This is a genomic window from Candidatus Tisiphia endosymbiont of Xenochironomus xenolabis (genome assembly GCF_964264705.1).
Classification (GTDB): domain Bacteria; phylum Pseudomonadota; class Alphaproteobacteria; order Rickettsiales; family Rickettsiaceae; genus Tisiphia.
In genome coordinates, this window is record NZ_OZ183473.1 from 349,458 (window position 1) to 376,169 (window position 26,712).

General features: G+C 32.9%; 19 protein-coding genes and 2 tRNA genes. 16 read left to right on the forward strand and 5 right to left on the reverse strand.

Going from position 1 to position 26,712, the window contains the following annotated elements:
• Nucleotides 1-146: 146 nt before the first annotated feature.
• The 4 genes from ACFELY_RS01775 to ACFELY_RS01790 form a co-directional block, all read right to left on the reverse strand.
• A complete protein-coding gene (locus ACFELY_RS01775; RefSeq protein ID WP_375333468.1) occupies nucleotides 147-1,013 on the reverse strand; it encodes a M23 family metallopeptidase in 867 nt (288 codons plus the stop codon).
• An 8-nt stretch (nucleotides 1,014-1,021) separates the two neighbouring features.
• Nucleotides 1,022-2,326 (reverse strand): APC family permease, encoded by a 1,305-nt coding sequence (locus tag ACFELY_RS01780; RefSeq protein WP_375333469.1) that lies wholly within the window; start codon nucleotides 2,324-2,326, stop codon nucleotides 1,022-1,024.
• 689 nt (nucleotides 2,327-3,015) lie between these two features.
• Nucleotides 3,016-7,716 carry an autotransporter domain-containing protein gene (locus ACFELY_RS01785; protein WP_375333470.1) on the reverse strand — a complete coding sequence of 1,567 codons (4,701 nt, stop codon included), beginning with the start codon at nucleotides 7,714-7,716 and terminating at the stop codon, nucleotides 3,016-3,018.
• 609 nt (nucleotides 7,717-8,325) lie between these two features.
• Entirely contained in the window at nucleotides 8,326-9,024 is a 699-nt protein-coding gene (locus ACFELY_RS01790; protein ID WP_341759760.1) for a M15 family metallopeptidase, read from the reverse strand.
• 219 nt (nucleotides 9,025-9,243) lie between these two features.
• Here ACFELY_RS01790 and ACFELY_RS01795 point away from each other — a divergent pair, with 219 nt between their 5' ends.
• The 9 genes from ACFELY_RS01795 to cyoE all read left to right on the forward strand — a co-directional run bounded on the left by ACFELY_RS01795 (nucleotide 9,244) and on the right by cyoE (nucleotide 21,835).
• Nucleotides 9,244-9,879, forward strand: a complete 636-nt coding sequence (locus tag ACFELY_RS01795) for an epoxyqueuosine reductase QueH (protein WP_341748615.1) — start codon at nucleotides 9,244-9,246, stop codon at nucleotides 9,877-9,879.
• Between the two features lie 320 nt (nucleotides 9,880-10,199).
• Nucleotides 10,200-11,141, forward strand: coding sequence for a TAXI family TRAP transporter solute-binding subunit (locus ACFELY_RS01800; protein WP_375330260.1), 942 nt, complete (start codon nucleotides 10,200-10,202; stop codon nucleotides 11,139-11,141).
• Nucleotides 11,142-11,165: 24 nt separating this feature from the next.
• Nucleotides 11,166-11,594, forward strand: a complete 429-nt coding sequence (locus ACFELY_RS01805) for a universal stress protein (protein WP_341753060.1) — start codon at nucleotides 11,166-11,168, stop codon at nucleotides 11,592-11,594.
• Between the two features lie 7 nt (nucleotides 11,595-11,601).
• Nucleotides 11,602-12,756 carry a succinyl-diaminopimelate desuccinylase gene (dapE, locus tag ACFELY_RS01810; RefSeq protein ID WP_375330259.1) on the forward strand — a complete coding sequence of 385 codons (1,155 nt, stop codon included), beginning with the start codon at nucleotides 11,602-11,604 and terminating at the stop codon, nucleotides 12,754-12,756.
• A 21-nt stretch (nucleotides 12,757-12,777) separates the two neighbouring features.
• Nucleotides 12,778-12,862: transfer RNA gene (locus ACFELY_RS01815), tRNA-Leu, on the forward strand.
• A gap of 87 nt (nucleotides 12,863-12,949) precedes the next feature.
• Nucleotides 12,950-14,281 (forward strand): trigger factor, encoded by a 1,332-nt coding sequence (tig, locus tag ACFELY_RS01820; protein ID WP_375333471.1) that lies wholly within the window; start codon nucleotides 12,950-12,952, stop codon nucleotides 14,279-14,281.
• Between the two features lie 641 nt (nucleotides 14,282-14,922).
• Nucleotides 14,923-18,495: an autotransporter domain-containing protein gene (locus ACFELY_RS01825; protein ID WP_375333472.1), complete on the forward strand. Its 3,573-nt coding sequence runs from the start codon at nucleotides 14,923-14,925 to the stop codon at nucleotides 18,493-18,495.
• Nucleotides 18,496-18,683: 188 nt separating this feature from the next.
• Nucleotides 18,684-20,897, forward strand: a complete 2,214-nt coding sequence (gene parC / locus ACFELY_RS01830) for a DNA topoisomerase IV subunit A (protein WP_375333473.1) — start codon at nucleotides 18,684-18,686, stop codon at nucleotides 20,895-20,897.
• Nucleotides 20,898-20,908: 11 nt separating this feature from the next.
• Complete coding sequence (gene cyoE / locus ACFELY_RS01835) at nucleotides 20,909-21,835, forward strand: heme o synthase (protein ID WP_375333474.1); 927 nt, start codon at nucleotides 20,909-20,911, stop codon at nucleotides 21,833-21,835.
• A 251-nt stretch (nucleotides 21,836-22,086) separates the two neighbouring features.
• On the opposite strand, the gene ACFELY_RS01840 is transcribed toward cyoE, so the two are convergent.
• Nucleotides 22,087-22,380: a hypothetical protein gene (locus ACFELY_RS01840; protein WP_375333475.1), complete on the reverse strand. Its 294-nt coding sequence runs from the start codon at nucleotides 22,378-22,380 to the stop codon at nucleotides 22,087-22,089.
• Nucleotides 22,381-22,609: 229 nt separating this feature from the next.
• Between ACFELY_RS01840 and tolB the strand changes: the two genes are divergently transcribed.
• The 7 genes from tolB to ACFELY_RS01885 all read left to right on the forward strand — a co-directional run bounded on the left by tolB (nucleotide 22,610) and on the right by ACFELY_RS01885 (nucleotide 26,667).
• Nucleotides 22,610-23,935, forward strand: a complete 1,326-nt coding sequence (gene tolB / locus ACFELY_RS01845) for a Tol-Pal system beta propeller repeat protein TolB (RefSeq protein WP_375333476.1) — start codon at nucleotides 22,610-22,612, stop codon at nucleotides 23,933-23,935.
• Between the two features lie 20 nt (nucleotides 23,936-23,955).
• Nucleotides 23,956-24,031 (forward strand) — tRNA-Thr (locus ACFELY_RS01850).
• 35 nt (nucleotides 24,032-24,066) lie between these two features.
• Entirely contained in the window at nucleotides 24,067-24,606 is a 540-nt protein-coding gene (locus tag ACFELY_RS01855) for a DUF1543 domain-containing protein (RefSeq protein ID WP_375333477.1), read from the forward strand.
• Nucleotides 24,607-25,030: 424 nt separating this feature from the next.
• Entirely contained in the window at nucleotides 25,031-25,306 is a 276-nt protein-coding gene (locus ACFELY_RS01870) for an AbrB/MazE/SpoVT family DNA-binding domain-containing protein (protein WP_341759750.1), read from the forward strand.
• On the forward strand, nucleotides 25,299-25,430 hold the full coding sequence (locus tag ACFELY_RS01875) for a hypothetical protein (RefSeq protein WP_375330252.1): 132 nt from the start codon (nucleotides 25,299-25,301) through the stop codon (nucleotides 25,428-25,430). Before ACFELY_RS01870 ends, ACFELY_RS01875 begins: the two co-directional genes overlap by 8 nt.
• Nucleotides 25,414-25,689, forward strand: a complete 276-nt coding sequence (locus ACFELY_RS01880) for a hypothetical protein (protein ID WP_375333478.1) — start codon at nucleotides 25,414-25,416, stop codon at nucleotides 25,687-25,689. Before ACFELY_RS01875 ends, ACFELY_RS01880 begins: the two co-directional genes overlap by 17 nt.
• Before the next feature lie 54 nt (nucleotides 25,690-25,743).
• A complete protein-coding gene (locus tag ACFELY_RS01885) occupies nucleotides 25,744-26,667 on the forward strand; it encodes a DUF2608 domain-containing protein (protein WP_375333479.1) in 924 nt (307 codons plus the stop codon).
• The last annotated feature ends 45 nt before the right edge of the window (nucleotides 26,668-26,712 follow it).

Here is a 26,712-nt window from a genome sequence, read left to right on the forward strand (position 1 = left end):
GCTTCGACCATTACATGGTCTCGCAATAACGATGGGGGTACATATATGTCATTGCGAAAAGGCGTAAGCCGACGAAACAATCCAAGAAAATAGTTAGAAATTGCTTCGTCGCTACTAAAGTAGCTCCTTGCAATAGACTTCTTTCATTAAGTATTACAGTTGCAAGCATGTGATATGAAGTCAAATGGGTTAACATGCTTGTTATTGAGGCAAATCTCAAAATGCAAATGCTCTCCTGTACTGTTACCACTATTACCTTGCACTCCAATACTCTGACCTTTAATAACCATATCTCCTTCTTTTACGTGTATTTTTTTTAAGTGAGCATATTTGGTAATGAATTTATCTGAATGTTTTATTTCTATCAAATTTCCATAAGCACTTTCTCGCCTTACGGTGGTAATTATTCCATCAGCAGAGGCATAAATGGAAGAGTTTTTGTGTCCTTTTAAGTCTGTTCCGCAATGGAATTTTTTTTGTTTTTTCCTAGGATGCTTACGCATGCCATAATGACTAGTAACCTTTACATTATATTGTGGTAACATTATAGGAATAGTAGCAGTTAGTTTATCTAATTGTCCTAGCTCCTTAATATTATCAGAACTATTTTTATTACTAGCTTTTTGAACAAGTTGTAATTCTGTTTTAGATAAGAATTTATACTTATAATTTAACTTTATCAGCAAATCTTTGATCTTAGTTGATTTAATCATTGCCTGGTTATTAATTGCTTGGCTATTAATATTCTTAGCTCCAATAGTTTTAAATTTTTGTAAAAAAGCCTTGTTATATTTTTCATTATTAATAATGAGACCAAAATTTTTTGCATAAATGCAGTTATTTTTACTTAGTGCTGCTAAATTATATTGTATAATTAAAGTGCTGTGATTTAGTTTGTAATCTTTTTGTAATTGTTGTGCCGTGACGTTTAAAAATGTCTTATTGACAGATGAGGTGCTACATCCTTGTAGGAATAATATTATAGTTAATAATAATATACAGGACTTAAGCATTTATATCCTTATAAGATTTGTTTACATAACCTAAGAAACGATTGCTTTTTATACCAAAGATAAACAGGTATTCCGCTTAATACAAATGAGATAGCTTTTATTGTAACATTTAATGGTGTTTCATAAATAATCCATAGGCAAAAGGTCATTGATCCTAGGGCAATTAACCATTGAGATGTTGAAGATTTTTCTGATTTTGTTAGCAGTAATTTTAAAAAAGCTACGCTACAGGCTAGATATACAAATAAAAAAGAGATAACGGAAAAATCAATTATTTCGGTAATTTGTTCTGATAAATCTTCATTGGTTGTACTAATCAATAATAATAATATTCCAATACAACTTATGATTAAACTCCAAATTGGAGCACCATTTTTATTTTGTTTAGCAAAAAAAGATGGCATTAAGCCGTCTTGGGCAAGTCCCAAAGCAATTTGTCCACTGATTAGTACCCAAGCATTTAACGTTCCAATACAAATAATTGAAGCAATCAAAGAAATAAGTAGATGCCACTGACCACCAAAAATTATTTGGGTAGCGTCTACATAAGGAGCTTTAGAATGTATTAAGTCTTCTGGTGGGATTAAACCAATTATTCCAACGCTATTAATGAGATATAAAATAGCAACACAAAGCGTACCTATTACTACAGCTCTTGGTATTGTTTTTGATGGGTTCATTACCGAACCAGCTTGAGCAGTTGCTGATTCTAAACCAATGAATCCCCAGAATGTTAATAATGTTACCTTACCAAGAATTTGAGAAAAAGTTAAATTAGTTATTTGCTTATCCATAACAAAATTATTACTATCAAACTGATATAATGCCGCAATTGGCACTACTATTAATGGAATGAATTTTAGAATTGCTAGTATAAACTCAGCTCGCCCTGCTACTTCCACACCTTTAAGGTTTAGCAACATAATAGCAAATAACAATAATATCTGCAAAATTAAGATCACAAAACTATTATTCACCCCAATTAAAGGTGTTAAATATGTAATAGCTGAAATAACAACTACAGCCGTACTAACCCATGAAATAACCCAATAAGTCCAGCCGGTAAAAAATGCTACATCATTACCAAATGCCTTTTTTAAATAAACATGGGGTCCACCTGTTTGTGGGAATCGGTAACAAAGTATAGCAAATAACAGTGCTAAAATTATAGCACCGCAGGAGGATACTACTCCTCCAACTAAACTAAAAATACCGTATGGTGCTAAACTTGCTGGTAATATTAAAACACTGGTGCCAATTTGGCTACCAATAACTAAAGCAAAAACTGACCAAAAACCGAGCTTTTGTGACATATAATCCTGTATTGTATGATAAACCCTGAACTTATTTCAGGCTGTAATAATTACAAACTGTACATAAAAAAATAAAAACTTGAAAATTGATAAATCAATTACTCAAGTTTTTGTAAACTATACACTAATAATATATTATTGAGTATAAACATAATTTTTTTGAAATAGGTATACTATTCCTTCAAAAATCATATTTATTCTCGCCGAAAAATAGCTCAAAATATAATTAATTAGTTACCGCAGGCAGCCTCTTAGTGGATGATTTTCAAACCCAAATTGAAGTAAGAATAATCGTTACACAGTGTTCTTATCGTAGGTTTGTTTAGTAATAAACATTCCGTTAGTAAAAGCAATCAACTTATTTCTATTGATCATCAGTTTGTAATTTCTCAACAAGCCATTTACTAGACTTCTGATCTACTTGTTTACCATTTTGATTAAGGATTGTAAATATATTTTTATTATTATGTTGAGAACTTTGCTGAACTTATATACTCAAATGCTTTGAAGAATTGTTTTTTGAAAATATCAGGGACTCGCATACTCACGTACCTTATGTACACTGCGTGTACTCGCCCCTCATTTTCAAACCCAATTCTCCAAATCATTTGAGTATACAAACAAAAAGGACCTCCTTTTGGAAAGGAAGCCCTTTTGTAGTAATAGATAAGTAAACTTAAATGATTAGTTTAGAAGTTTACACGAACTTTCAGAGTACCTTGGTGAGCAACATATTTATTAGCTAAATATGCATCATAACCAGCTCCATACTCCATAACTCCGGCTTTAGCACCAATAGCTACACCAACATTATATGATGTTTTGCCACCTTTCTCAGCTCTAGTAACAAACGGATCAGTCATGCCATCTAATCTAGCATCAACTTTTCCTGACTTACCACTTAATTTGTGAGAAACAGAACCATGTAGTTCAGGAGTTATTGCAATACCATCAGTATCTATAGTAGTTGCAATTCTAGCACCGATAACAGCTTCAACTATATTGGCTTCTTTCTTAGCAAATATCTTATTTTGATGTGTTGTACCAGTTTCCTTATGCTCTGCATCATTAAACCTTGTATAACGAATTCCAGCAGTCGGGGTTAGTGATACTGAGTCAGCTAGTTTAGCATTGTAACCAAATAATACTTCTCCACCGAAAGATGTAGAATCATAACTAGCTTTAGCAGTTTCCTTACCACTAGCATGGACCTTAGTAGATACTTTTCTAACATCATTACTGTCAATTTTACTTGAACTAAAGGAAGCCACAGCTTGTACAAAGAAATCTTTATCAAGTTGTTGTGACCCATAAAGAGAGACCCCAAAAGTACCAATTTTGGTTTTTTCGTCTTTATAACCTTTAAATTTCATATCAGTATTAGCGACATTAACAGCAGCACCGATTGTTAGATTCTCATTAAATAAAGTATCGAAACCCAAGACTCCACCAAAAGATTTTGATGTATAGCCAATAGAATTATCTTTTTTATCCTGATCCTGAGTAGCTTGGCTATAATATGGCATAACCCATGCCCCCATTGATGCATTACCATCATCAGACCCAGAACTAACAGCGATTTTAGTATTTCTGTTCTGTACTATATTATCAATACTATCAGCAACACGACGAGCAGCGTCAGCACATGCTGTGGTTACATGAGCATTTTCACTATTGAAAAGTTTATCCATGACATCCTTACGTTCTTTCTTATCTAGTATAAGACTTACATCATCCGCAAATTTTGCTCCATCAGTACCACGTTTTGCAGTAAGAAGTGCCTCAACATTTTGATCATTGATAGGATCATGACCAAACTGATTCAAGTCACTTTTCATACCTTGGCGTTCATTGACCTTACGTGTAATCATTTGTTTGCCATCTCTACTTTCAATAGCCCACTCAGTATATGCACGGTTTGTGGTTGGCATTCCACCAATGAGTGTGATTTTACCATCTTTCATAACTAAGTATTTATCACCATCTATGAGGGTAAATGCAGTATCACGATAATCCTGTAAAGAAGCATCATCAATAATGTGAATACCTATAGTCTGAACATTTACTGGTAAATCACCAGCAACAGTATTACCAAGTTTAATAGAACCAAGTTCACCATTTGCAGTTAATGTAGTTGTAATACTAACATCTTTTCCCCAAGTTCCGCCTTCTTTTAAGAATAGCTTATTAGAACCTAAATCAATATTTGCATCGATATGTGAAACAGCATCAAGTGTAACATTAGCAGCAACTTTAATCTTTTCTTTACCAAAGTTAGCTGTTTTCGCACTTATAGAATCACAGCCCAAGGTTGCAGTACTGTTTTTGTCTCCATTAAATTTAATTTCCTCAAATTTATTGTCAGATTTACCAATATTACTAATAATTGTAGCATTACCTTCAAAGTTGATTTTGTTATTTGTTCCTACATTGATCAGAGTATCTTTTAAAACAACACCATCCTTAAAGCTAGCAATAGCACCACCATTAGTACTACCAATATTTAATACATCACCGGCTACTGTTCCACTAGCTGTATAAGTTATACCATCATAAATCGTAGCTTTTTTAACATGGGTACTACCACGGTTTTCGACATTTGATTTAAAATTAGCCTCTTTTAAGCGGTTATTCTCAGAACCTAAATAATCGACTAATAAATTATTACCACCAGCAACCTCAAAGTTAACAACACCTGAATTATTAGTTGTAGTGCTTACAGCAATAAAGGCATCTTGGCTTTTAACATTTAAAGCATTATCTTTAGTAAGTTGTATATCAACATAATGATCTTTTTCTCCAATATGCTGACCTGCACTAATTTCATCATCTTTTTCGTTTGTCAACTTAATTGTAGGTCTTTCGGTAGCACTACTCTTAACATTTATTCCCGCAAGTTGCATATCTTTATCTAACTCTAAGATAGCTTTATCTTTAGTGGTGAAATTAATATTCTTGAATGATATACTGTTATTAACTAATAGAACATTACCACCATTCAGTTCTAAGCTCTCGATCGCATTACCAGCATTAGTAGCACGAATTTGAGATGTTACTAATTCTACCTTATCCTTATTAACAAATCTTAGTGTTCCAACACCAGCAGCGTCAGTACTAACAACTCTTTTAACGTAATAGTTACTATCTATATTTAATACAGATCTGTTTGCCAAGAGTACATCTTCTTTAAGGTAAGCTACACCAGATGTAGTTGCCTCAATACCTTCCAATACTTGGATTTCTTTAAAATTACGATTCTCTTTTCCTATATTACCTTTCAGAGTAGATTTGCCAGCAAAAATTAAAGTACCTTGATCAGCATTTTCAGTTGTTATAGAGCCAGCAACAATATCATTACCACTATATAGAGTTAAAATATTATCTCCTTTAAACTGAATTTCCTTTAATATACCTTTATCAGCAGTGCTTGTATTATATAGTGAGATATTGTTACTAATTACAACTTTAGCACTCTCTGCATTTTCCAAGGTTCCCAAGGCATACTTAACATCAGCAATATCCAACTTAACTGTCGAAGATTCTTTGCTAAAATCAATTCCACCAACATTAACAAAACCTGCATTAGGGACAACAACAAAATTAAGATTCTGTCCAGCCAATACTATTTTATCTAAAGCCTTAGAGTTGGTTTGAGAAGGATCAGTTCCTATATCACCCTCAATTATTAAATCCTTGTTAGAGGTCATTGCACTTGCATTAATAGTACCACCACCAACTTCACTTATTCGAGCTGTAATGGTTACATTGTTAGATTTATTATTTAAGGCTAATGTTCCTCCACCAGTCTCAGTAAAGATATTAGCAGCGGTAATCGTATCAGTATCTAATGTTACTGTTTTATCCTTATCAGTGATATTAATCTTACCAAGGATTCCACCCTGACAAATAGTACCCTTAATTTCAGCATCACCTAAGAAAGTTAGATTTGGAGCAAAAATATTAGCAGTTTTATTAATATGACCAGTCAATTTATAACCGTCAGCAAATTTAAGATGTGCATTAGCTGCCAATACTTTTATTTCCGTTACATCGTTCCACTCAGTTCCTCCTGAAAATGTCAAAGTACTAGCACCTTCAACTTCAATAGTAGCTAACTTAACTGCCTGACCGTTAAATGTACCATTACCATCAAAATGTATTTTTCCTGTTATATTATTAGGATGTTTTGTATCACCATAAAATTTTCCTGTAAGTGTTTTGTCAACAGCAACTTCAATTGTACTGTTGGTATTATTTAAGTCTACTACACCAAGATTGGTATTATCTTGAAGAACCACTGCTGAGTCAACAAGCATTTTTGTTTTTCCATCATCACCTACATCAACTTCACCACCCCCAAAAGTGACGTTTCCAGCGTGTAATTCAATTTCCTTACTATATACTTTCCCTGTAATGGTTGCATCATTACCAGCATTAATAACTATGAGTTTCTTAGCTCTATGCTCCTTATCTTGACCGATTACGGCTGTATTAACAACCTTAGAAGAAAGCACACCAGCTACATTTGTAGTATCAAAACTAATTACACCATAATCATCCGTAAGAGTACCAGCATTTTTACCACCAAGCGATCCATAGTCAACTACAAAATCCCTGGCACCAGGATTTATAGAAGTAAGTAACAATTTACCTGTACCAGTAGTACCAAAGTTGATAGCACTATCACGGTCTTGCTGAAGGTGTAATGTATTAAAACCAATAGCATTAGAGCTAAATTGAACAGTACTGCCATCGTTGATATTAATTGTTTTAGCTGAGGCAAAACTGTGTTTGTTGAATTCTGTTATGAAAGCAGGGTTACTAATATTCAATGTTGCATTCTGACCATCAACTATTGTAGCCTTAGCAAAAACGAGGTTATCAGGATTAGCAGGAGCAATATTTAAGATCGAACCAGCATTGAAAGTAATTGCACCTAAACGATCATAAATGTTACGAGCAATAGCACTAGTACCCCCACCAGTACCAGTTAAAGTCACAACTTGATCTGCTAGCATCGCTATATTAAGAACATGAGCATGATTAGCATCACCACCGATAGAACCAATAGATGTAGGTCCAGTGCTAATAGTTAGCAGACCAGGAGCATTAACAGCAGCAGCACCACCAGTGCTAATTGCGTGTATGTTTTGCCCCCCAACAAGGTTAGCATCAAAATTATAAGCACCACCACCACCATAGATAATATCCTGTCCTGTAATAAATGGGGTTCCACCATCTAGACCTCCACCAGCACGTAGGTCGGTGTGACCTACTACCGTCCTAGTCACAGCAAACGCTGAACTACTTGCACCAACTATCACCGAGGCAACAGAAGCAGTAGTCAGCAAATTTTTCAAGAAATTGCTTTTTTTTCTTTTGTTATTCATAATTTTTCCTAATTTAAGTTAATTTATTTTCTAAATCAGTTTCTTGGAGTAATTAACTCTAAAACCTGTAATGTCCTTTCCGTGTTCTAATTATGTCCCTCCTACACGAAGTTCTGGTTATTTTCCCCTCATCTTATGTTATTCTTAGCAACAGCGAGAATATCAGGTTTTTTAGATTCCCATCGTTGCTAAGAATAACATCATTTTTGAGGGGACGACACCTTTTTTGCAGAGACGACAGCCTTTTTACATGGATGACACTATCTATTCTACATAAAACCCTTTTAGAATATCCACGCAAGTACTATATATGTAAAATTAATTAATTACAAGCTACTTAGAGTATTTTTTCATAAATTCCTATTAGTTGTGTTTAGTTGTGTTATATTTGAAACAATATTGATTTGGAAGGTTAAAATTTAACGTCATTGCAAGGAGTCGTGACGGGTTTAAACTGAAGCGTCATTGCGAGGAGCCACTTTAGCGGCAACGAAGCAATCCATATAACAAGTTTCATGGATTGCCACAACCTACTTGCGTGGTCTCGCAATGACGATGTGTTGCGAACTAGCTTCTCACAATGATGGAGTAACAGGTTAGCTATAAACCTTATTCAACATCAAAATCAAAATACTGATCCTTATAAGGCTCGTCTTGTAAAGTATAGTGCCACCATTCAGGCAAATATTCTGCAAAATTATACTTTTTCATTTTTGCCCGTAAATAATTACGATTTTGTAAGTAACGTTGATCAATTAGGTCACTATCATGACAAGATACTGAATCCATAAGGTCTACAGAACTATACATGTCAACCGTATTATCATCAAAATAAGGTATGGAACGACCATCTTTTATGGTTCTTTTGATCATTTTAGGGTTGCTATGTAATTGTTTTCCAAGTTCAATAATAGTTAGATCAACCGTACTTCCGCGACTATGAGGTGATTGCTTAGCAACATAACCTAACAAAAAGATTTCAGTCTTATTAATGTATGGATAGTGAGATTCTTTCATTGTTTGATCAGCCCTATCCTCTCCCCAGGCAACAAAATGTTGTACAGCTTTCTGTGGTCTATAAGCATCATAAACTACCAAAGAATAGTTATCATTTTTTATATCTTGCTGAACATTTCTTAGGGCAATCGCGGCTTGTTTAGTTAGTATAGCTCTAGGAGCCTTATAGCCCCTAATCCTCTCTCCTATAAAATTCCTAGTACTATAATACATCATTTGTTGAATTATGGTTGGATCTATTTGATCCAAATACTCAAAACCTTTAGGCAAATTAGTTGTTTTATTCAACATAATTATCTCTCAATTAGACTAATATTCAATACTTAGTGACAAAATTATTGTTAATAAAAAATAATAATTTATTATCCATTTTTCTACAAAACAATGCAATATCTTTTACGTCATTGCGAGGAGCCGCTTTAGCGGCAACGAAGCAATCTAAATCTAATGAATTTGGATTAGCTATATCGTATGTTATTTTAAAATTTATAAAAAAATTACTAACTAATTATGAATGAAATCCTATCAGTACCAAATGGTGAAAATAAAGTTCTACTACATTCCTGTTGTGCTCCATGTTCAGGAGAACTTATGGAGAAAATGTTGATGTCTGGTATTGACTTAACTATTTTTTTCTACAATCCCAATATTCATCCTAAAAAAGAGTATGAAATCCGTAAAAATGAGAATATTCGTTTTGCTGAAAAAATGGGTATCAATTTTATTGATGCAGATTACGACGTACAAAATTGGTTTGCGAGAAGCAAAGGTATGGAATGGGAGCCAGAAAGAGGCAAACGTTGTTCTATGTGCTTTGATATGCGTTTTGAACGCACAGCCCTTTATGCCTATGAGAATGATTTTAAAGTTATTACCAGCTCTCTTGGCATTTCCCGCTGGAAAGACATGAATCAAATTAATGAATCAGGCATTAAAGCTGCCTCTCATTACGATGGAATAACTTACTGGACTTATAATTGGCGAAAATCAGGCGGGAGTAGTAGAATGTACGAAATAGCTAAACGTGAGAATTTTTATAAGCAAGAATATTGTGGCTGTATCTACTCACTAAGGGACAGCAATAATTGGCGTAAGTCAAATAACCGGGCTGAAATTGAAATTGGAGAAGAATATTATAAGGAATAGGAATTTTTTATATATGCACTGTAACAATTATCTTGATTATCGATAGTAGTAGGGGTAGTTTATAGCTAAGTCTATCTATTAGCGAGAAGTAGTTTTGCTGCGACGAAGCAAAGCCCCTCAGACGTCATTGCGAGGAAGACCGTAGGTCAACGAAGCAATCCATAAAAGCAATAAAAAATGGATTGCTGAGACCTACTTGCGTGGTCTCGCAATGACGTTGAGACATTGCTTCGTTGCTGATAGGGTAAAGAATATTATTTTTTTAATTATTTATCTTAAAAAGTATTAGTGGTCAATTAGTTATAGTGTATATTATATTTATGAACAATTTTAGAGTTTTATTGGTAGTTTTTTGTCTGTTTTGCACTAATAATTGTGTCTTAGCTTCGCAAAAAACAATAAGAATTGGTTCTGGTTCGATTTTGAAAGGTTATTACTCTATCGGATTGGATTTGTGTAGAACCATGACTTTAGCTGATAAAACTGTAAATTGTGAAGTAGTACCTACCAATGGAGGTGTTGAAAATTTAAATTTGCTAAGAGAAGGTAAGATAGATTTAGCTTTGGTGCAATCCAATATAGCATTGGAAGCGTTTGAAGCTATTGGGCATTATGCCAATACAGAGAAAATGCAAGAAATGCGTCAGGTGCTTAATTTATATGACGAGCTTTTTACTGTTGTAGTAAAAAGTCAGGATAAGGATAAGATAAAAGGCTTTTCAGATATTGAAGGGAAGAGAATATCAAATGGTTTGTCATTGTCTAGTAATACCATTACTTACAATGCTATCAGGAAGTTATATAATTTTACCAAAGAGCCAATAGATTGCGATGAAATGAGTTACGAAGAGTCAATAAAACAATTTTGTAATGGTAAAATTGATGTGATGATTATGACGGTAGGTCATCCTAACGCTTTAGTAGGGTTTACTGCTAATAGCTGTGGGGTTGATTTTATACCTATGGAAAATGATAAAATTGAACAATTACTAGCCACTAATAAAGCTTTTCATAAGGGATTGCTGGATAAAAGATTATATCCTGGAATCACTGCAGATTTGAATACAGTGGCAGTAACGGCAATTTTAGTTACTAACAGTAGTATGGATGCTAAATTATTGGATAAATTTATTGGTATGTTTCATAAAAATGTAAAACATTTTAAACATTCTAATTATATGTTATATAATATTGATATTAATCATTTTGCTGATACTAATAATTTTATTTTGCCAAAACATTCAGCAGTAAGAAATAGATAATAAATATCGGAGTAGTTGTTAATTGTGTTTAAAAATATAATAATACCATTAGATTTGTCGGATAAACAATCGGTTAAGGCAATATTACCAAAGGCTTTAAGTTTTGCTACTATCTTTAATGCCAAATTACATTTTCTTTATATCATCTCGGATTTTGGTATGAAAATGGTCGAGGATTATTTGCCTAAAAGCTGGGCAAAAGACCAAAAAGAAAAATATCGGGTACAGGTAACAGAGCTAATTAGGCAATATGTACCTGAGGAGATCGAAGTTGAATTACATATTGGTCGAGGGGCGGTCTATGATGAAATAATACAATATGCTAATGAAGTAAAAGCTGATTTAATTATTATTTCAGCAGTACGACCACAGCTTAGAGATTATATGCTAGGTCCTAATGCGTCGAAAATTGTGCGGCATTCTGGGGTATCTGTTTTGGTTGTCCGAGAATAGTTGGAATATGTATATACAACTTCTTGAAAAATTGATTAGTTTTCAATCAGTAACGCCTAATAGTAGCGGTTGTATTGAATATATTAGTAATTTATTAGAAAAAAATGGTTTTAAGACTGAAACCAAAATATTTGGTGAAGATAATTATAAAGTAACCAACCTTTATGCTGTTTATGGTACTGCCCGTCCTAATATTTGTTTTGCTGGACATGTTGATGTTGTGCCAGCAGGTGATAGAGCATTATGGCTTAATGATCCTTTTATAGCAAGTAAAGTGGGTGAGAAGATTTATGGTAGGGGAACTGTCGATATGAAGGGAGCGATAGCATGTTTTCTGGCTGCTAGCTTGCAGTTCATTGAATGTGTTAAAGTTCCTAATGGTTCAATTAGTTTTTTAATTACTAGCGATGAGGAAGGAAGTGGTAAATATGGCACTGTAGAAATGCTAAAATATTTGCATCAACATGATAATAATTTGATCGATCTTGCTATTGTAGGCGAACCAACAAATGAACAGCAAGTAGGGGATACCGTAAAAATTGGTCGACGTGGAAGTATTAACTTTAACTTAGCTCTATATGGTACAGCTGGGCATGTAGCATATCCATTGCAAGCCAATAATCCGATTCATCCTTTAGTTCAAATACTTAATGAATTGGTTAATTATCGATTAGATGAAGGGAGTAAATTTTTTCAACAGTCAAATTTAGAAATTACATCTATTGATGTAGGTAATGATACCACTAATGTAATCCCTAGGAAAATTACAGCAAAATTTAATGTTCGCTTTAATGATCTTCATTCATTATCTAGCATAACAGATTTGATAGATCAGATAATTAACAAATATTGTGCTAAATACCAATTTAAATATGAATTAAGTAGTGTATCTTCAGCTGATTGTTTTATCCAAGAACCAACAGGGTTAATTGCTGATTTTGTTCAAGTAGTATCTGATACAACTCAAATATCTACAAAATTATCTACTAGTGGTGGCACTTCTGATGCGAGGTTTATTAAAGATTATTGTCCTGTTGTGGAATTTGGCTTATTGTCTGAGACAGCTCATAAAATTAATGAATATACAAAAGTTAGCGATTTACAAAACTTGTATCATGTGTATTATGACTGTCTGACAAAATTTTTAGCTGAGACTAGTTGATAAATAGTCAAGATACACTATGCGGGTGTGACGGAATTGGCAGACGTACTAGATTTAGGTTCTAGCGCCGCAAGGCGTGGGGGTTCAAGTCCCTCCATCCGCACCACTAAATTAATAACGCAAAAATTGGAGTGATTTTGCAGCCCTTCAAGTTTTTGCATGATATTTTAATATTGCTAATGAGTTTTTTAGTATGCAAGTCACAGAACTTAAAAATGAAGATCTAAATTTTGAAGTGAAAGTAGTTCTTCCTTCTTCTAAAATTGCCAATCAAGTGCAAAAAGAATTAGATAATTTATCAAAAAAAGTTAAACTCAATGGATTCCGTGCTGGGAAAGTGCCAATCAACATTGTTAATCAAAAATATAAGCAATCTGTTAGGTCTGATGTGGTAAGCCATGAAATTAATCACGCAGTACAGCATATTATAAAAGATCATAAACTAAAAACAGTAGGTAATCCTCAATTAGGAGATTTATGTGATAAAGATAATGAAGATCTAGAATTTACTCTAAAATTTGAGCTACTACCTAACATTGAATTACCAGATTTCAAAAAAATAAAAATCACTTATCCAAAATTAGTAATTGAGGAAGAGGATATTAATAAGCAAATAGATAAACTTGCGTCTATGTCAAAAAATTATACTAAAGAAAATAAAGGGAAAGTAGAAAAATGGCAGGAAGTTACTATTGATGCGATTGGTTATGTCAATAATGAGCCTTTTGAAGGTGGTAAAGTTACAGATTACAAATTAGTAATTGGTAGTGGAGCTTTTATTGATGGGTTTGAAGATCAGCTTATTGGTAGTAAAGCTGGAGATAAGGTAGAGGTTAATGTTACATTCCCAAAAGAATATCATATGGAACAAATTGCAGGTCAGCCTGCTAAATTTATTGTTCAGGTAAAGGCGGTACATTCTGCTGATGAAATAGTCGTTGATGATGAGTTTGCTAAGAAATTTAATTGTAAAACAGTTGAAGAATTGCGTACTAATATTTCTAAAAGTATAGCAGATGAATATAGGGAGCATATACATACTTTAATGAAAATGAGATTATTTGACCAATTAGAAGAGATATTAACGTTTAATGTTCCCAAATCTTTAATATCTCAGGAAGTAAATACTTTAAAATCTCAAACAGAGAAAAGTAACGACTCAGATTCAATATTTAAAGATAAATCAGAAGCAGAAATTAATGAGTACTATAATAAGCTAGCCTTACGTCGTGTTAGAGTAGGTCTGATGTTATCAGAATATATGCAAGTTAAGAATTTACGTATTGAACAGGATGATATTAAAAATGCTATTATAGCTCAAGCAAGGAGATTTCCGGGTCAAGAAAAAGCAATATTAAAGTTCTATCAAGAAAATCCTCGATCTATTGAGCACTTAAAAGGTCCATTATTAGAAGAAAAAACAGTACAACATATTTTTGACAATGAAGTAATCTTAGAAGAAAAAGATTACACAAGAGAAAAGCTGGAGGAATTTTTAACACAAGAAGAAGATCGGGTAGTATAGCTCATAGCACCCTAAAATTTTTATTGTATAAGTATTAAACAGCATAAAAACGTCATTGCAAGAAGGCGTGAGCCAAGAAGCAATCCATTCCTGGTCATTTTTTGGATTGCTTCGTCGACCTTACGATCTCCTCTCAATGACGCTTGGTGACCAGATTTTTTATTCATCATAAGAAAATAGTAAAAAATGTAGGGTACTATCCTCGAATCTTCACGTACATTAGATTACTCTGTGGTTCAAGGTGAAGCGTCTCCTTCAAATGGCTTGCAAAATCATCAATTATGTATAAAATCTCAGTGAGGTAAGACATAGATACATTCTCCAATTTTACTTTATCATTTAGAGAATATTACGTCCTTCACAGTTTATTTTCAAATACTTTCTTATCGTCTTTATGTCAAACTGCGGTTATATTATTTAGTGTTTTTCCTTACTTTCCTTGCTTCTCGTAATTCTTAGTTTTATTAATCGTATTTCTATTAATGATATGATTTTAATCTATAATTATGATTTTTTACAACATACAACAGCCTAATTTCCTAAGAATAAAACTATAAATGCACTTTTTGCTTTATTTAGCTATGACAATTATATTAATATTAGTTAATTTTTAACAAATAAATTAACTAATAGGTAATAGAATGGTTGTATTTAGCATGCCACAAAATAGTTTTGTGAATAGACATTTAGTAAAAAAGTATCTAGTTTTTGTTTTTTTATTTTTCTTATTGCAAAAATTTGACGTATCTGATGTCTTGGCAGTAGGATTTAATGAAGAAATAGGACAATTCTCTCACCCACGTCCATTTACTCATAGACATCACCTTGAAAATGAAATAGAGGCAACATCGAATGCTATTGATAAAGTCAGTGATGAATTAAAAGAATTAGAACAAGAACAGTTACAAATAAATGGAAATGAATTACAAGAAGAACTTAATGCACTAGAAGAAGAGTATTTAAAATTACTTGATCGTAAAAGAGAACATAATTTAGAGAAACAAAAGAGTGAAGAAATGCTCTCAATTTTACAGCAACAAGAGATCAAAAATTTGCCATTATATAGTAAAGAAACAGAACAAATTTCTTTTGCTGAATTTAAAGAGAACATGGAACAAATATGGTTTATTGTTAATGACACTCATGAGAAATTAAAAAAAGTAGACCCAGAAAACATAATAATAAAACCATCTGAAGATGGAAATAAATTAACGGAAATGCTTGATTTACTAGAAAAAGATTACCTAGAATTACTTAATCCTAAAGAAGACTATAATAGTCAAAAAACAGAACAAAAATTTTCTGTTAAACTTCAAGAAATACAAGGGAAGTTTTTTGATAGAGTTGCAGAAGCAGAAGAAACTTTTTCTGTTAAACTTAAAGTAGCAAACGAACAGTTGACATACTTAGGACAAAATATACGTGATATAGAAGATCAAAAACCACTACTCGAAGAACAAATCAATACATACGACCAACTGTTAGGTTCTATCCATAAGAAAAAAACTGAGATTGCTGAATTAAAAGAAACAAGACTTACCCTTGAATCTAAGTTACATGCTCTAGATGATAATATTGAATTACTAACCAATACAACTATAGTTCAGCCCAAAAGGAATATATCCGATGAATCTCAGATATCGGAAGAGAATGATGGACAAGATAACTATAAGCAAATCGTTGATAGTATAAAACGTGCCAGAGAACAACGCCTACTGTGGGAAGATGAAGGATATGCTTCTTTGGATAATTTAGCAAGAGATACTCCATCACCTACAATCACAGAATCTAATGAAACTGCTCCACAACAAATATCTAGAAAAAGAAAAAGGGTAGATTCTGAAGATGAGTCATCAGATGATATACCTCCTACAACAAGAAATTCGTTATCATTGAGAGATGAGTTGGAGACCACTAAAAAGGGTATTATTGGGCATGCAGCTATTGTTCTAATAACAGAACCATCTCCAGTAATGGAGAGAGCTACAGATATGCCCCCAGCAACAAAGACAGCTACGGCTACAGTAACAGTAACCTCTCCAATAACACAAAAGGCTACAGTAATGCCAACTCCAGTAATACATATAGCTCCAATAATCGAGGAAGTTTCAGTAATGGAAATTGCTACAACAACAGATATGCCTCCAGCAGCAAAGACGGCTACAGCTACAGTAACAGTAACCTCTCCAATAACACAAAAGGCTACAGTAATGCCAACTCCAGTAATACATATGGCTCCAATAATCGAGGAAGTTCCAGTAATGGAAATTGCTACAACAACAGATATGCCTCCAGCAGCAAAGACGGCTACAACTACAGTAACAGTAACCTCTCCAATAACACAAAAGGCTACAGTAATGCCAACTCCAGTAATACATATGGCTCCAATAACTGAGAAAGTTCCAGTAATAGAGATTGCTACAATAACAGATGCACCTCCAGTAACAAAGACGGCTACAGTAACAGTAACCTCTCCTGTAACAGAAAAGGCTACAGTAATGGCAGATCCAGTAATATATATGGCTCCAATAATCGAGGAAGTTTCAGTAATGGAAATTGCTACAACAACAGATATGCATCCAGCAACAAAGACGGTTACAGTAGATGCCCATCCTACCCTAGTATCTGAACACACAAATACCATAGATACAAAAACAGTAGCTACACAAACAGATATAGTAGATGAACAACAAACCTCAGTAGCTATACAAACAGATGTAGCAGCTGAGAAACCTGTGCATGAAGTAATTCAACAAGCTGCAGTATCTGTAGACGATAATGCAGATGTTGATCCATATGAAATATTTGGAGACAACCTAGGGTTAGAAACATTGTTTGCAGAAGAGGAGCCAATAGCAGCTGAACCTACGGCTCCAGTAGATGACCCTCCGTCTTCAGTAGTTAAACAACCAGACCAAGCAGACGAACAACCAACTTTAGTAGCTAAACAAGCCAATTCAGAAACCGAGCAAATCAATTTAGAATCTGAACAACCAGATTCAAGCACTGAACAAACCAATTTAGAATCCGAACAACCAGATTCAAGCACTGAGCAAACCAATTTAGAATCCGAACAACCAGATTCAAGCACTGAGCAAACCAATTTAGAATCTGAACAACCAGATTCAAGCATTGAGCAAACCAATTTAGAATCTGAACAACCAAATTCAGTAGCAATTCCATCTTCTCAAATATTAGCTGAAGAAAATAGTTATATTTCACCTATTAACCCTGATGTTGAGCAAGATATATCGAAATATACTACATATATAGAATTTGACTATTTGGATACGATTTCTAATGCTTTAACTAACCATACATTAACAGATAATTCTACGGTAAATGTGGTAGCGTCAGGAGATAATGATTATATTAAAAAAGGAGGATGGATTCAATTTATCAGCTCTATTACCAAACAACAGCAACAAGGAAATATTTTAGCCTTTAAAAATAATCAGCAAGGTTTTATTTTAGGTTTTGATGCACGCCCCCTGGATAGTTTTATTATAGGAATCGCATATGCTCTTGCAAATTCGTATACTAGATTGCAAACCATCTTTAATGATAAGCAAAATACTATTTTACATGTAGCGGCAATTTATACCCAACATACATTATCACCAAATATATATCTGAATTCTTATCTCAAATATGGTAAAGCCTTTATTAAAAACAAAGGAGAACGGAATAATATTGCAATTAATAGCAAGACTAACGGTTATGTAACACGTGCAAAACTTGAAACTTACTATAAAATGGATTTAGATAAATTTCTGTTCAAACCAATAGTAGGAATAACATTTGATCATTTTTTAATAAACAATTTTACAGAATATAGGAAAGAGTTTAACATTAATGTACCAACTAAGAAAGGCAAAAGAATATTACTTGAAACTGGAATAAGTTTAAGTAAAAATATTTTGGTAGAAAATATTTCAATTATTCCGGAAATTCACGTCAAATTAGATAATACTCTTTTACTGAATAATCCAACAGGCGTAATTACTTTTACTAACACATCACATCAAGCCCCAATAGGGGTTCCCATCATAAAACCTGTAGGATCATCTGCAAAGAATGTGAAATATACTTTAGGAGGTTATGTAAACGTACAATCTGTCTTACCATTTAAACTAGGGGCTGGTTATGATTATAGTTTTAAAAAAGACCTTATTACCCACTCTTTCTATTTTAATGGACTAATTAAATTTTAATTAATATCTAGATATTAAATTATGGATTTGCAAAGAAAATTAAGGTCACTTTAATGTAAAAATTAGTAAAATATAGAACCATTAAAATAAAAAGTATAATTTTTACTATTTAATACTATTTTTGTATTAGTGTGAGTATATATTTAGGGTATTATACTATCGGAAATAAATATAAGAAAAAGTTTTTTATGACCAATGATGCTAAAATAGAACATATAGATTTTGGTAATGCATTATCAGAGCGTTATCTCTCTTATGCTCTATCAACAATTATGTCAAGATCCTTGCCTGACGTTCGTGATGGGTTAAAACCAGTCCATCGTAGATTATTATATGCTATGCTGCAATTAAGGTTAGAACCAGCCTCAGGATATAAGAAATGTGCAAGAGTTGTCGGTGATGTAATCGGTAAATATCATCCACATGGTGATGGTGCAGTCTATGATACATTGGTACGTCTTGCCCAAAGTTTTTCTCTCAGATATCCATTAATTGATGGGCAGGGAAATTTTGGTTCTATTGATGGCGATAATGCAGCAGCTATGCGTTATACGGAATCAAGAATGACAGAAATCTGTACTTTATTAATGTCAGATATAGATCAAGATACCGTCGATTTTCGTGCTACCTATGATGATTCAGATACTGAACCAGTAATTATGCCTGCTATGTTTCCTAATTTATTGGCTAATGGCTCAGAAGGTATAGCAGTTGGTATGGCAACCAGTATCCCCCCACATAATTTACATGAATTATGTGATGCGCTAATATATTTAATTGACCATCCTGAATCAAAGGTCAACGATATTTTGCAATTTGTCAAAGGTCCTGACTTTCCAACAGGTGGCATAATTGTAGATAGAATTGATTCAATCCACCAAGCCTATAGTATAGGACGTGGTAGTTTTAGAGTAAGGGCAAGATGGGTCAAAGAGGATTTAAGTTATGGTTTATATCAGATAGTAATTACTGAAATACCTTATCAAGTACAAAAATCTAAACTTATCGAACAAGTAGCTGGCTTGTTAAAAGATAAAAAAATTCCTTTGATCGGTAATATCAGAGACGAATCGACAGAAGATATAAGGTTAATTATTGAACCTAGAGATCGTAATTGTGACCCTAATGTAATTATGGAGTCATTATTCAAATTAACTGTTCTAGAAAATAGAATCCAGCTTAATATGAATGTTATAGGTTCAAATAATATTCCTAAAGTAGCTAATATACTGGAAATATTGCAGGAATTTTTATTACACCGACAAAATATTATTACTCGTAGATCCAAATTTCTTATTAGCAAAATTGAACATAGATTGGAAATTCTTAAAGGTTTAAGAATAGCTTACCTAAATTTGGATGAAATAATCAAAATTATTCGTGAAGAAGATGAGCCTAAACAAATAATGATCGCTAAATTTAGTTTAACTGATCTGCAAGTTGAAGCAATTCTCAATACAAGGTTGAGGTCTTTAAGAAAACTGGAAGAACAAGAAATTATTAACGAACATACTTCGCTAGAAAAAGAACATGCAAATCTGCAGAAAATTTTACAGGATCCGAATGAGTTAAAGAAAATAGTTAAGAAAGAAGTAAAAATGGTGCAAACAAAGTTTGGTTTTACTACTAAATTAGGCATGCGTCGAACTAGTTTTGAAGAGGCTAATATTGTCGCTCAGATTGTTGATATTTCAGCTTTCATAACCAAAGAACCTATCACCATAATATGTTCCAAAATGGGGTGGATTCGTTCTTTGAAAGGTCATAATAATGATTTATCAACTGTAAAATACAAAGAAGGCGATGCAGAAAACTTTATTCTTGAGGCTTATACTACTGACAAAATCCTTATATTTAGTGCATCGGGGCGTTTTTTCACTATTCTAGGCGATAATATATTTAGAGGGAAAGGCAATGGAGAATCGATAAAGCTGATTATAGATATTGGTAATGAAGAAATAGTAAGCATGTGTGTCTATCAACCAACCCAAAAGCTTTTACTAGCCAGTAGTATTGGCAAAGGATTTATTATTGATTCAGATGAAGTAGTAGCCCAAACTAAACTTGGTAAGCAAATTATGCAAGTTCCTGAAAATCATTATTGTATTACTTGCTTACCAGTAGATGGCGATTGTCTTGCTTGTATAGGTGAAAACCGGAAATTATTAGTATTTAATCTCAATGAAGTACCAATAATGAAACGAGGACAAGGCGTAACTCTGCAAAAATTTAAAGATGCCAAACTGATGGATGTTAAGATATTTGATAGTAGTTTAGGATTAAGCTGGAAAATAGGAGAAAAGACTAGGGTAGAGAAAGATCTTTTACCATTTCGTGGACGACGAGGCTCTGTTGGCAAAATCCCTCCTAGTGGATTTCCTAGAAATAATAAATTTTCTTGAGATAAAGATATATGAATAATTCCTCTAATTATATTAGACCTCTTGCAAAACTAGAGATTAATACTAGTCAAAAAAGGTCTAATAGCTCTGTTATGGACTATATTATGCTGATGAAACCTAGAGTGATGGCACTTGTGGTATTTACCAGCTTTTCTGGTCTATGGCTTGCTTCAGGCGTAATTCATCCATTTATAGCGTGCATTGCTATGCTCTGTATTACGCTTGGAGCTGGTAGTAGTGCAGCTATTAATATGTGGTATGATAGAGATATTGATGCCATAATGAAACGTACGCAAAATAGACCTCTAGTTACCGGGGTTATAGAACCACAGGACGCTTTAGCTTTTGGTGTGGTTGTTGCCTTCTTTTCAGTTTTTCTGATGGGTCTTTGTGTTAATCTGCTATCTGCTTTATTGTTATTAATAACCATATTATATTATGTTTTCATTTATACTATGTGGCTAAAACGTTCAACCATGCAAAATATAGTTATTGGTGGGGTGGCAGGTGCATTACCGCCTATGATTGGTTGGGCAACGGTGACTAATGAGATTTCTCTTGGCTCTTTTTCTTTATTTATGATTATTTTAACTTGGACACCACCGCATTCTTGGGCATTGGCAATTTTTCGTTCAGAAGACTACAAAAATTGTGATGTTCCGATGATGCCGGTAGTAAAGGGAGATTATTATACTAAGAAGCAAATTCTTGCCTATAGTATAATTATGTTTATTACTACATTTATGCCATTTTGCTTAGGAATAAGTAATCATTTATATTTGCTTACGGCATTTATATTAGGTCTAATTTTTCTATATTATGCTGTTTCTTTGTTTCGTGATAAAGATAATAAACAGGCTAAGAAATTATTTGCCTATTCAATATTTTATCTTTTCAGTATTTTTTTAACATTGGATTTCTTTCGAAATTACAGCTAATCTGACTAATTGATTGTCGGAGATAATTAATTAAGTAGTGTTTTATACTCCAATAACTAAATATTCTTTTGGCAGTTAGAAAGAATAGAAGATAAGTTAATTTAATGTCCAGTTACAACTTGTCTGGATATATTTTTGTAGGAATTCAGCGAATTAATTTAATATCTGCATTATTTAATTGTAGTTGAGTCCAAACCCTATCAGCAGTGTATATGGGTATGAGTAATGCGGAAGCATCAAGTATAATATTATTATTCACGCTTTGCCTCTAAACGTCTCATGGCTATTAGCTCATCAACAAGGGAAACATTTTGATTAGTGGCATTAATATGGTTTCTCACCTTTGTTTGTAGTTTGGATAAAGCTTGATTAGGAGTGGTAATATAAATTGTCTCATCCTTCATATGTAATATAATGTCATCTCCTGCCATTAGATTAAGATTGTGACGAAAGATTGATGGAATAATGACTCTGCCACCATCCCCTAATTTTGTACGTATAACTTCCATAATATCCATGCTAGCGATTTGTGCATAATATAACATTTTATGCCACATATGTCGATTGTATCTTGATCATTTATGAATGTCAAATATTAGTATTCTTGCTGTCGATAACAAGGTATAAGCATCTCTTCATTATTTTCATAAAATTTATTATTTTTTACATTCTAATACTTAGTGTTTTACAATTTATCTGCTATAGTGTAGCTAATAAAATATAGCTAGTAAAAAAATTGATATGATTTGTTAAAAAATGATCTAGGTGGGATTAGTGATCAAGTATTTATTTGTTATACTATTAGTAGTTGCTAACTTTAATAGCTATGCAATAGAAACTATAGTTATAGAGCGTGGACATGTTGATCCAATGCCGATAGCCATCAATAAATTTGATGCAGATAATAGTGGCAATAGTGTAATTGGTGCTGATATAATTAGCGTAGTATCTAATGACCTAAAAAGTTCTGGTATGTTTCGTCCTATTTCTACTGCTTCTTTTATAGAACAAACTCTAGGGATAAAACATAAGCCTCTTTTTGCTGCTTGGCGACAAATTAATGCTAATCTGCTAATTAATGGTGAAGTTATCAAACTATCTTCTGGCAAGCTAAAGGTTAGTTTTATATTATGGGATGTAAGTTTAGAAAAAGATCTTATAGGTGAGGTTTTTGAAGTGTCAGCAAATTTATGGCGTAGGGTGGCACATAAAATAGCTGATAAAATTTACGAGAAAATTACTGGCGATTCAGGTTATTTTGATACGAGAATAGTGTATGTGTCAGAGAGTGGACCTTATCTAAAACGGGTAAAGAAAATAGCTATGATGGATCATGATGGTGCTAATCATAAATATCTGTCAGACGGTAAAAATCTAGTTCTTACTCCAAGATTTTCGCCGCAAGCAGATAAGATTATGTATTTATCGTATGCACGAAAGCAAAAACCACATGTTTATATTCGTGATCTTAAAACAGGTAAAGAGAGACTGGTTGGTAATTTCCCTGGTATGTCCTTTGCTCCAAGATTCTCACCCCAGGGGGACAAGGCTATAATGTCAATAGCACGAAATGGGGCTACCCATATTTTTGAAATTGATTTGAATAGCATGGCAACTAAGCAGTTGACCAATGGCATTGGTATTAATACTTCTCCTAGTTATTCACCGGATGGTACTAAGATAGTTTTTAATTCTGATCGAAGTGGATCAAAGCAATTATATATTATGAATTCTGATGGTTCAAATGTTGAACGTATAAGTTTTGGCGGGGGAAATTATTATGCACCAAGTTGGTCACCTAGAGGGGATTATATAGCTTTTACTAAAATTTCTAGAGAGGGTTTTACCATTGGGGTGATGAAAGCTCTTGCTAATGGTGAGGAAAATAGTGAAAGAATTATAACTAGTGGGTATCTGGTTGAAAGTCCTTGCTGGTCAACCAATGGTAGGATAATTATGTTTGCTAAAGGTTGGCCTCCTAGAAACAAAGTAGCTGGGAGAAATCGTATATATTCCATTGATTTAACCGGTTATAATGAAAGAGAAATTATCACCCCTCAAGATGCTTCTGACCCAGAATGGTCAAAAATGTTAAACTAACGCAAGTTTATAAACATCTCGCCGGTATAGCTCAGTTGGCAGAGCGACGCATTCGTAACGCGTAGGTCGGAGGTTCGATTCCCTCTATCGGCACCATGAATAATCTTATTTGTTTGTTGAGAACTTTTTATATGCCACGATTTCATGATTTTATGTTTAACTATCCTAAATTGGGTATTTTTTACCTTGGTGGTAAGATTGAAGGATGCAATATAGAAATACATGATGTGGTTTTTGTAATTGGGAAATCAAATATAGATATGTCTCAACAGATTAAAAACAAATGGATTGGTACACCTGTATCTTTACATATTGATTCTTGGTTTATAGCGGATAGTATTGATGGTTTTAATATTCATATTCACGAAACAAAACCTACGGCTAGTGAGAATTATCTGTTTTTTGTAAATCTTGGTTCATATAAAAATAATTCCTTTGGAGAGTACCATTTTATGACCTTGGTAGTTGCCCAATCAAGAAGTGAAGCAATTGAAAAAGCAAGAGAGAAGGCCCCGAAGAACGAAGAAATGCAACACAGCGATAATATCCATGATATAGATGAATGTATAAGAATTTCTGAAGTTAGCAATTATTATATTGCTCTTGAATATACTGGTATAAAAAAAGAAAGTAGCATAGTTAATGGTTATCAGAAACTAAAAAACCATTAATCATATCTCTGTAGACCTTTTGCAAAACTCTACTTCTGCTGGTATAGTCAATTGATGAGAAGCTGGAGACGTCGTTACTCGTCGCTCGCCTATTACTTATAGGCGTCGCTCCATCGCTCCTAGCCCCAAATTCTCCTGAATTGACTATAATTTGTACGTGATAGCGGTACTTTGCTCCTCACGTACACTAGAGTACGCTGCGGTTCGAGGTGAAGCGTCTCCTTCAAATTCCTCAGCATAAGCGAGTTTTACAAGAGGTCTAGTGAATGTTTACGGTTTTTTTGCTATTTTTTTATGATGATGAATGAAAATTGTAGGGTATGCCTTGTTATCGACAGCAATTTATAAGTTTATTGTGTAATTTATTTAAATGACATATTATATTAAATGTTAAACTATTTAAATAAACATTTAGGTATAGATTGTGGAAAAACTAATAACAAGTATGGATCAACATGGTAGAGTATTGATTCCGTCAGAAATAAGAGGAGTGCTTAATATACAACCTGGTGATAAAGTTAATCTAGAAATTTATAAAGATGAAGTAAAAATAATTAGTGCTAATAAAATAATAGATGAGATGCATGCAATTTTTATAAAAAATCAAACTGATAAAAAAGATTCAGTAGTAGATGATTTTATAAACAAAAAGCATGAAGAATACCAGATAGAAGAATTGAGAAATATAAAAAATGGCTAATAAGATAGTATTTGATTCTTCCGCTCTTATAATGCTATTTGCAAAAGAATCTGGGTATGAATCTGTAAGACAGAATTTGAAACATGCCATAATCTCAAGTATAAATATTGCGGAAGTTATATAAATATTGTATTGAAGTACAAAATTTAACAGAAGACGATTGTCGAAATCTGATCAAACTTTTTGGTATTAAAATTATAGATTTTTGTGAAGAACAGGCATTAATAACAGCAAAAATAATTAAAAAAACAAAACAGTATGGTTTATCCTTAGGCGATAGGGGTTGTATTGCTTTAGCAATGTTTAAAAATTATCCTATACTTACTTGTGGTAAGATATGGCAAAAAGTGGATATTGATATTGAATTCATAATGGCAAGATAATAGACCTCTTTTGAAACTCTGCTTTTGCAATGACTAAAAATAAGAGCAAATACCATGTTAACTAGAGAAACTAAATTAAAGCTATACGATTTTGCTTTGAAAAGTATCAAATTATACAATAAATATATTGCTTGCATACTACTATTATTGCCCTTAATAGCAGATGGCAAGATTGTTAAGACTAATAGTTTAGAGCAAATAAATAATGAATATCAAGAATTATGCAATAATTATCCTCCTGAGGATATCCTGTTGGTTTTAGGGAGAGACAAAGTTATATTCAAATCATTCTTTCCTCCAATTAACCAACTGAATAAAAATGAATTATCTAAACTATCTGAATTATTTAAATTAGTTAAAGCATCAAAGGTAGTTTATATTGATACAATATTGTTTACAGAGTATAAAAATGAGTTACTAGATAGTAATTTACCTAAATTTATAAAAGGTATAATGGATAAAGGAAGTCCAGTAATTGTTAGTGACCGTAGTCTAACTGGTAACTTTAACAATATAAAGAAACTAGAAATATGGAAGGCTGATTATTTAAAAAAATTCAATATTGACTTATCTAATAGTTTCCCTCAACATAATTATCTTATTTTTAATAATATGGAGCCTTTTGATAATACTTATCAGACATTTTATCAAGGTATATTGAGTAGCAATAATAGTCCTTCATTTCGGTTAATATTAAACTTTTTAATAGAAGTGAAGTTCATGCCAAAAGTTCTAATAATGGTTGATGAAAATTCTAGTGAGCTAATTTCGATGGAAAGTCAACTCAAAAATTATGACGATAACGTGATGTTTATTGGTTATAATTATCGATTATCTGATACAAAAGAATCAATATTTAACTCTCGTGATTTTGTAAAATTATTTAGTGAGTTGATTAATAAGATAAATGCTACAAAAAGAAGCAATGTTAAAATTAAGAATCAGAAAAACATAAATCCATATGACAATAAAAAATAATTTTTTATTAAAATTGTTAGACCTCCTGCATAAGTCAAAATTATT

What these genes read in the sequence shown, in the direction of transcription:
- ACFELY_RS01855 (WP_375333477.1), top strand. Translation starts at nt 24,067, where the DNA reads ATGCCACGATTTCATGATTTTATGTTTAACTATCCTAAATTGGGTATT.
- ACFELY_RS01785 (WP_375333470.1), bottom strand. Translation starts at nt 7,716, where the DNA reads ATGAATAACAAAAGAAAAAAAAGCAATTTCTTGAAAAATTTGCTGACT.
- ACFELY_RS01775 (WP_375333468.1), bottom strand. Translation starts at nt 1,013, where the DNA reads ATGCTTAAGTCCTGTATATTATTATTAACTATAATATTATTCCTACAA.
- ACFELY_RS01875 (WP_375330252.1), top strand. Translation starts at nt 25,299, where the DNA reads ATGGCTAATAAGATAGTATTTGATTCTTCCGCTCTTATAATGCTATTT.
- cyoE (WP_375333474.1), top strand. Translation starts at nt 20,909, where the DNA reads ATGAATAATTCCTCTAATTATATTAGACCTCTTGCAAAACTAGAGATT.
- ACFELY_RS01790 (WP_341759760.1), bottom strand. Translation starts at nt 9,024, where the DNA reads ATGTTGAATAAAACAACTAATTTGCCTAAAGGTTTTGAGTATTTGGAT.
- ACFELY_RS01795 (WP_341748615.1), top strand. Translation starts at nt 9,244, where the DNA reads ATGAATGAAATCCTATCAGTACCAAATGGTGAAAATAAAGTTCTACTA.
- ACFELY_RS01780 (WP_375333469.1), bottom strand. Translation starts at nt 2,326, where the DNA reads ATGTCACAAAAGCTCGGTTTTTGGTCAGTTTTTGCTTTAGTTATTGGT.
- parC (WP_375333473.1), top strand. Translation starts at nt 18,684, where the DNA reads ATGACCAATGATGCTAAAATAGAACATATAGATTTTGGTAATGCATTA.
- ACFELY_RS01885 (WP_375333479.1), top strand. Translation starts at nt 25,744, where the DNA reads ATGTTAACTAGAGAAACTAAATTAAAGCTATACGATTTTGCTTTGAAA.
- dapE (WP_375330259.1), top strand. Translation starts at nt 11,602, where the DNA reads ATGTATATACAACTTCTTGAAAAATTGATTAGTTTTCAATCAGTAACG.
- ACFELY_RS01840 (WP_375333475.1), bottom strand. Translation starts at nt 22,380, where the DNA reads ATGTTATATTATGCACAAATCGCTAGCATGGATATTATGGAAGTTATA.
- tig (WP_375333471.1), top strand. Translation starts at nt 12,950, where the DNA reads ATGCAAGTCACAGAACTTAAAAATGAAGATCTAAATTTTGAAGTGAAA.
- ACFELY_RS01825 (WP_375333472.1), top strand. Translation starts at nt 14,923, where the DNA reads ATGGTTGTATTTAGCATGCCACAAAATAGTTTTGTGAATAGACATTTA.
- ACFELY_RS01800 (WP_375330260.1), top strand. Translation starts at nt 10,200, where the DNA reads ATGAACAATTTTAGAGTTTTATTGGTAGTTTTTTGTCTGTTTTGCACT.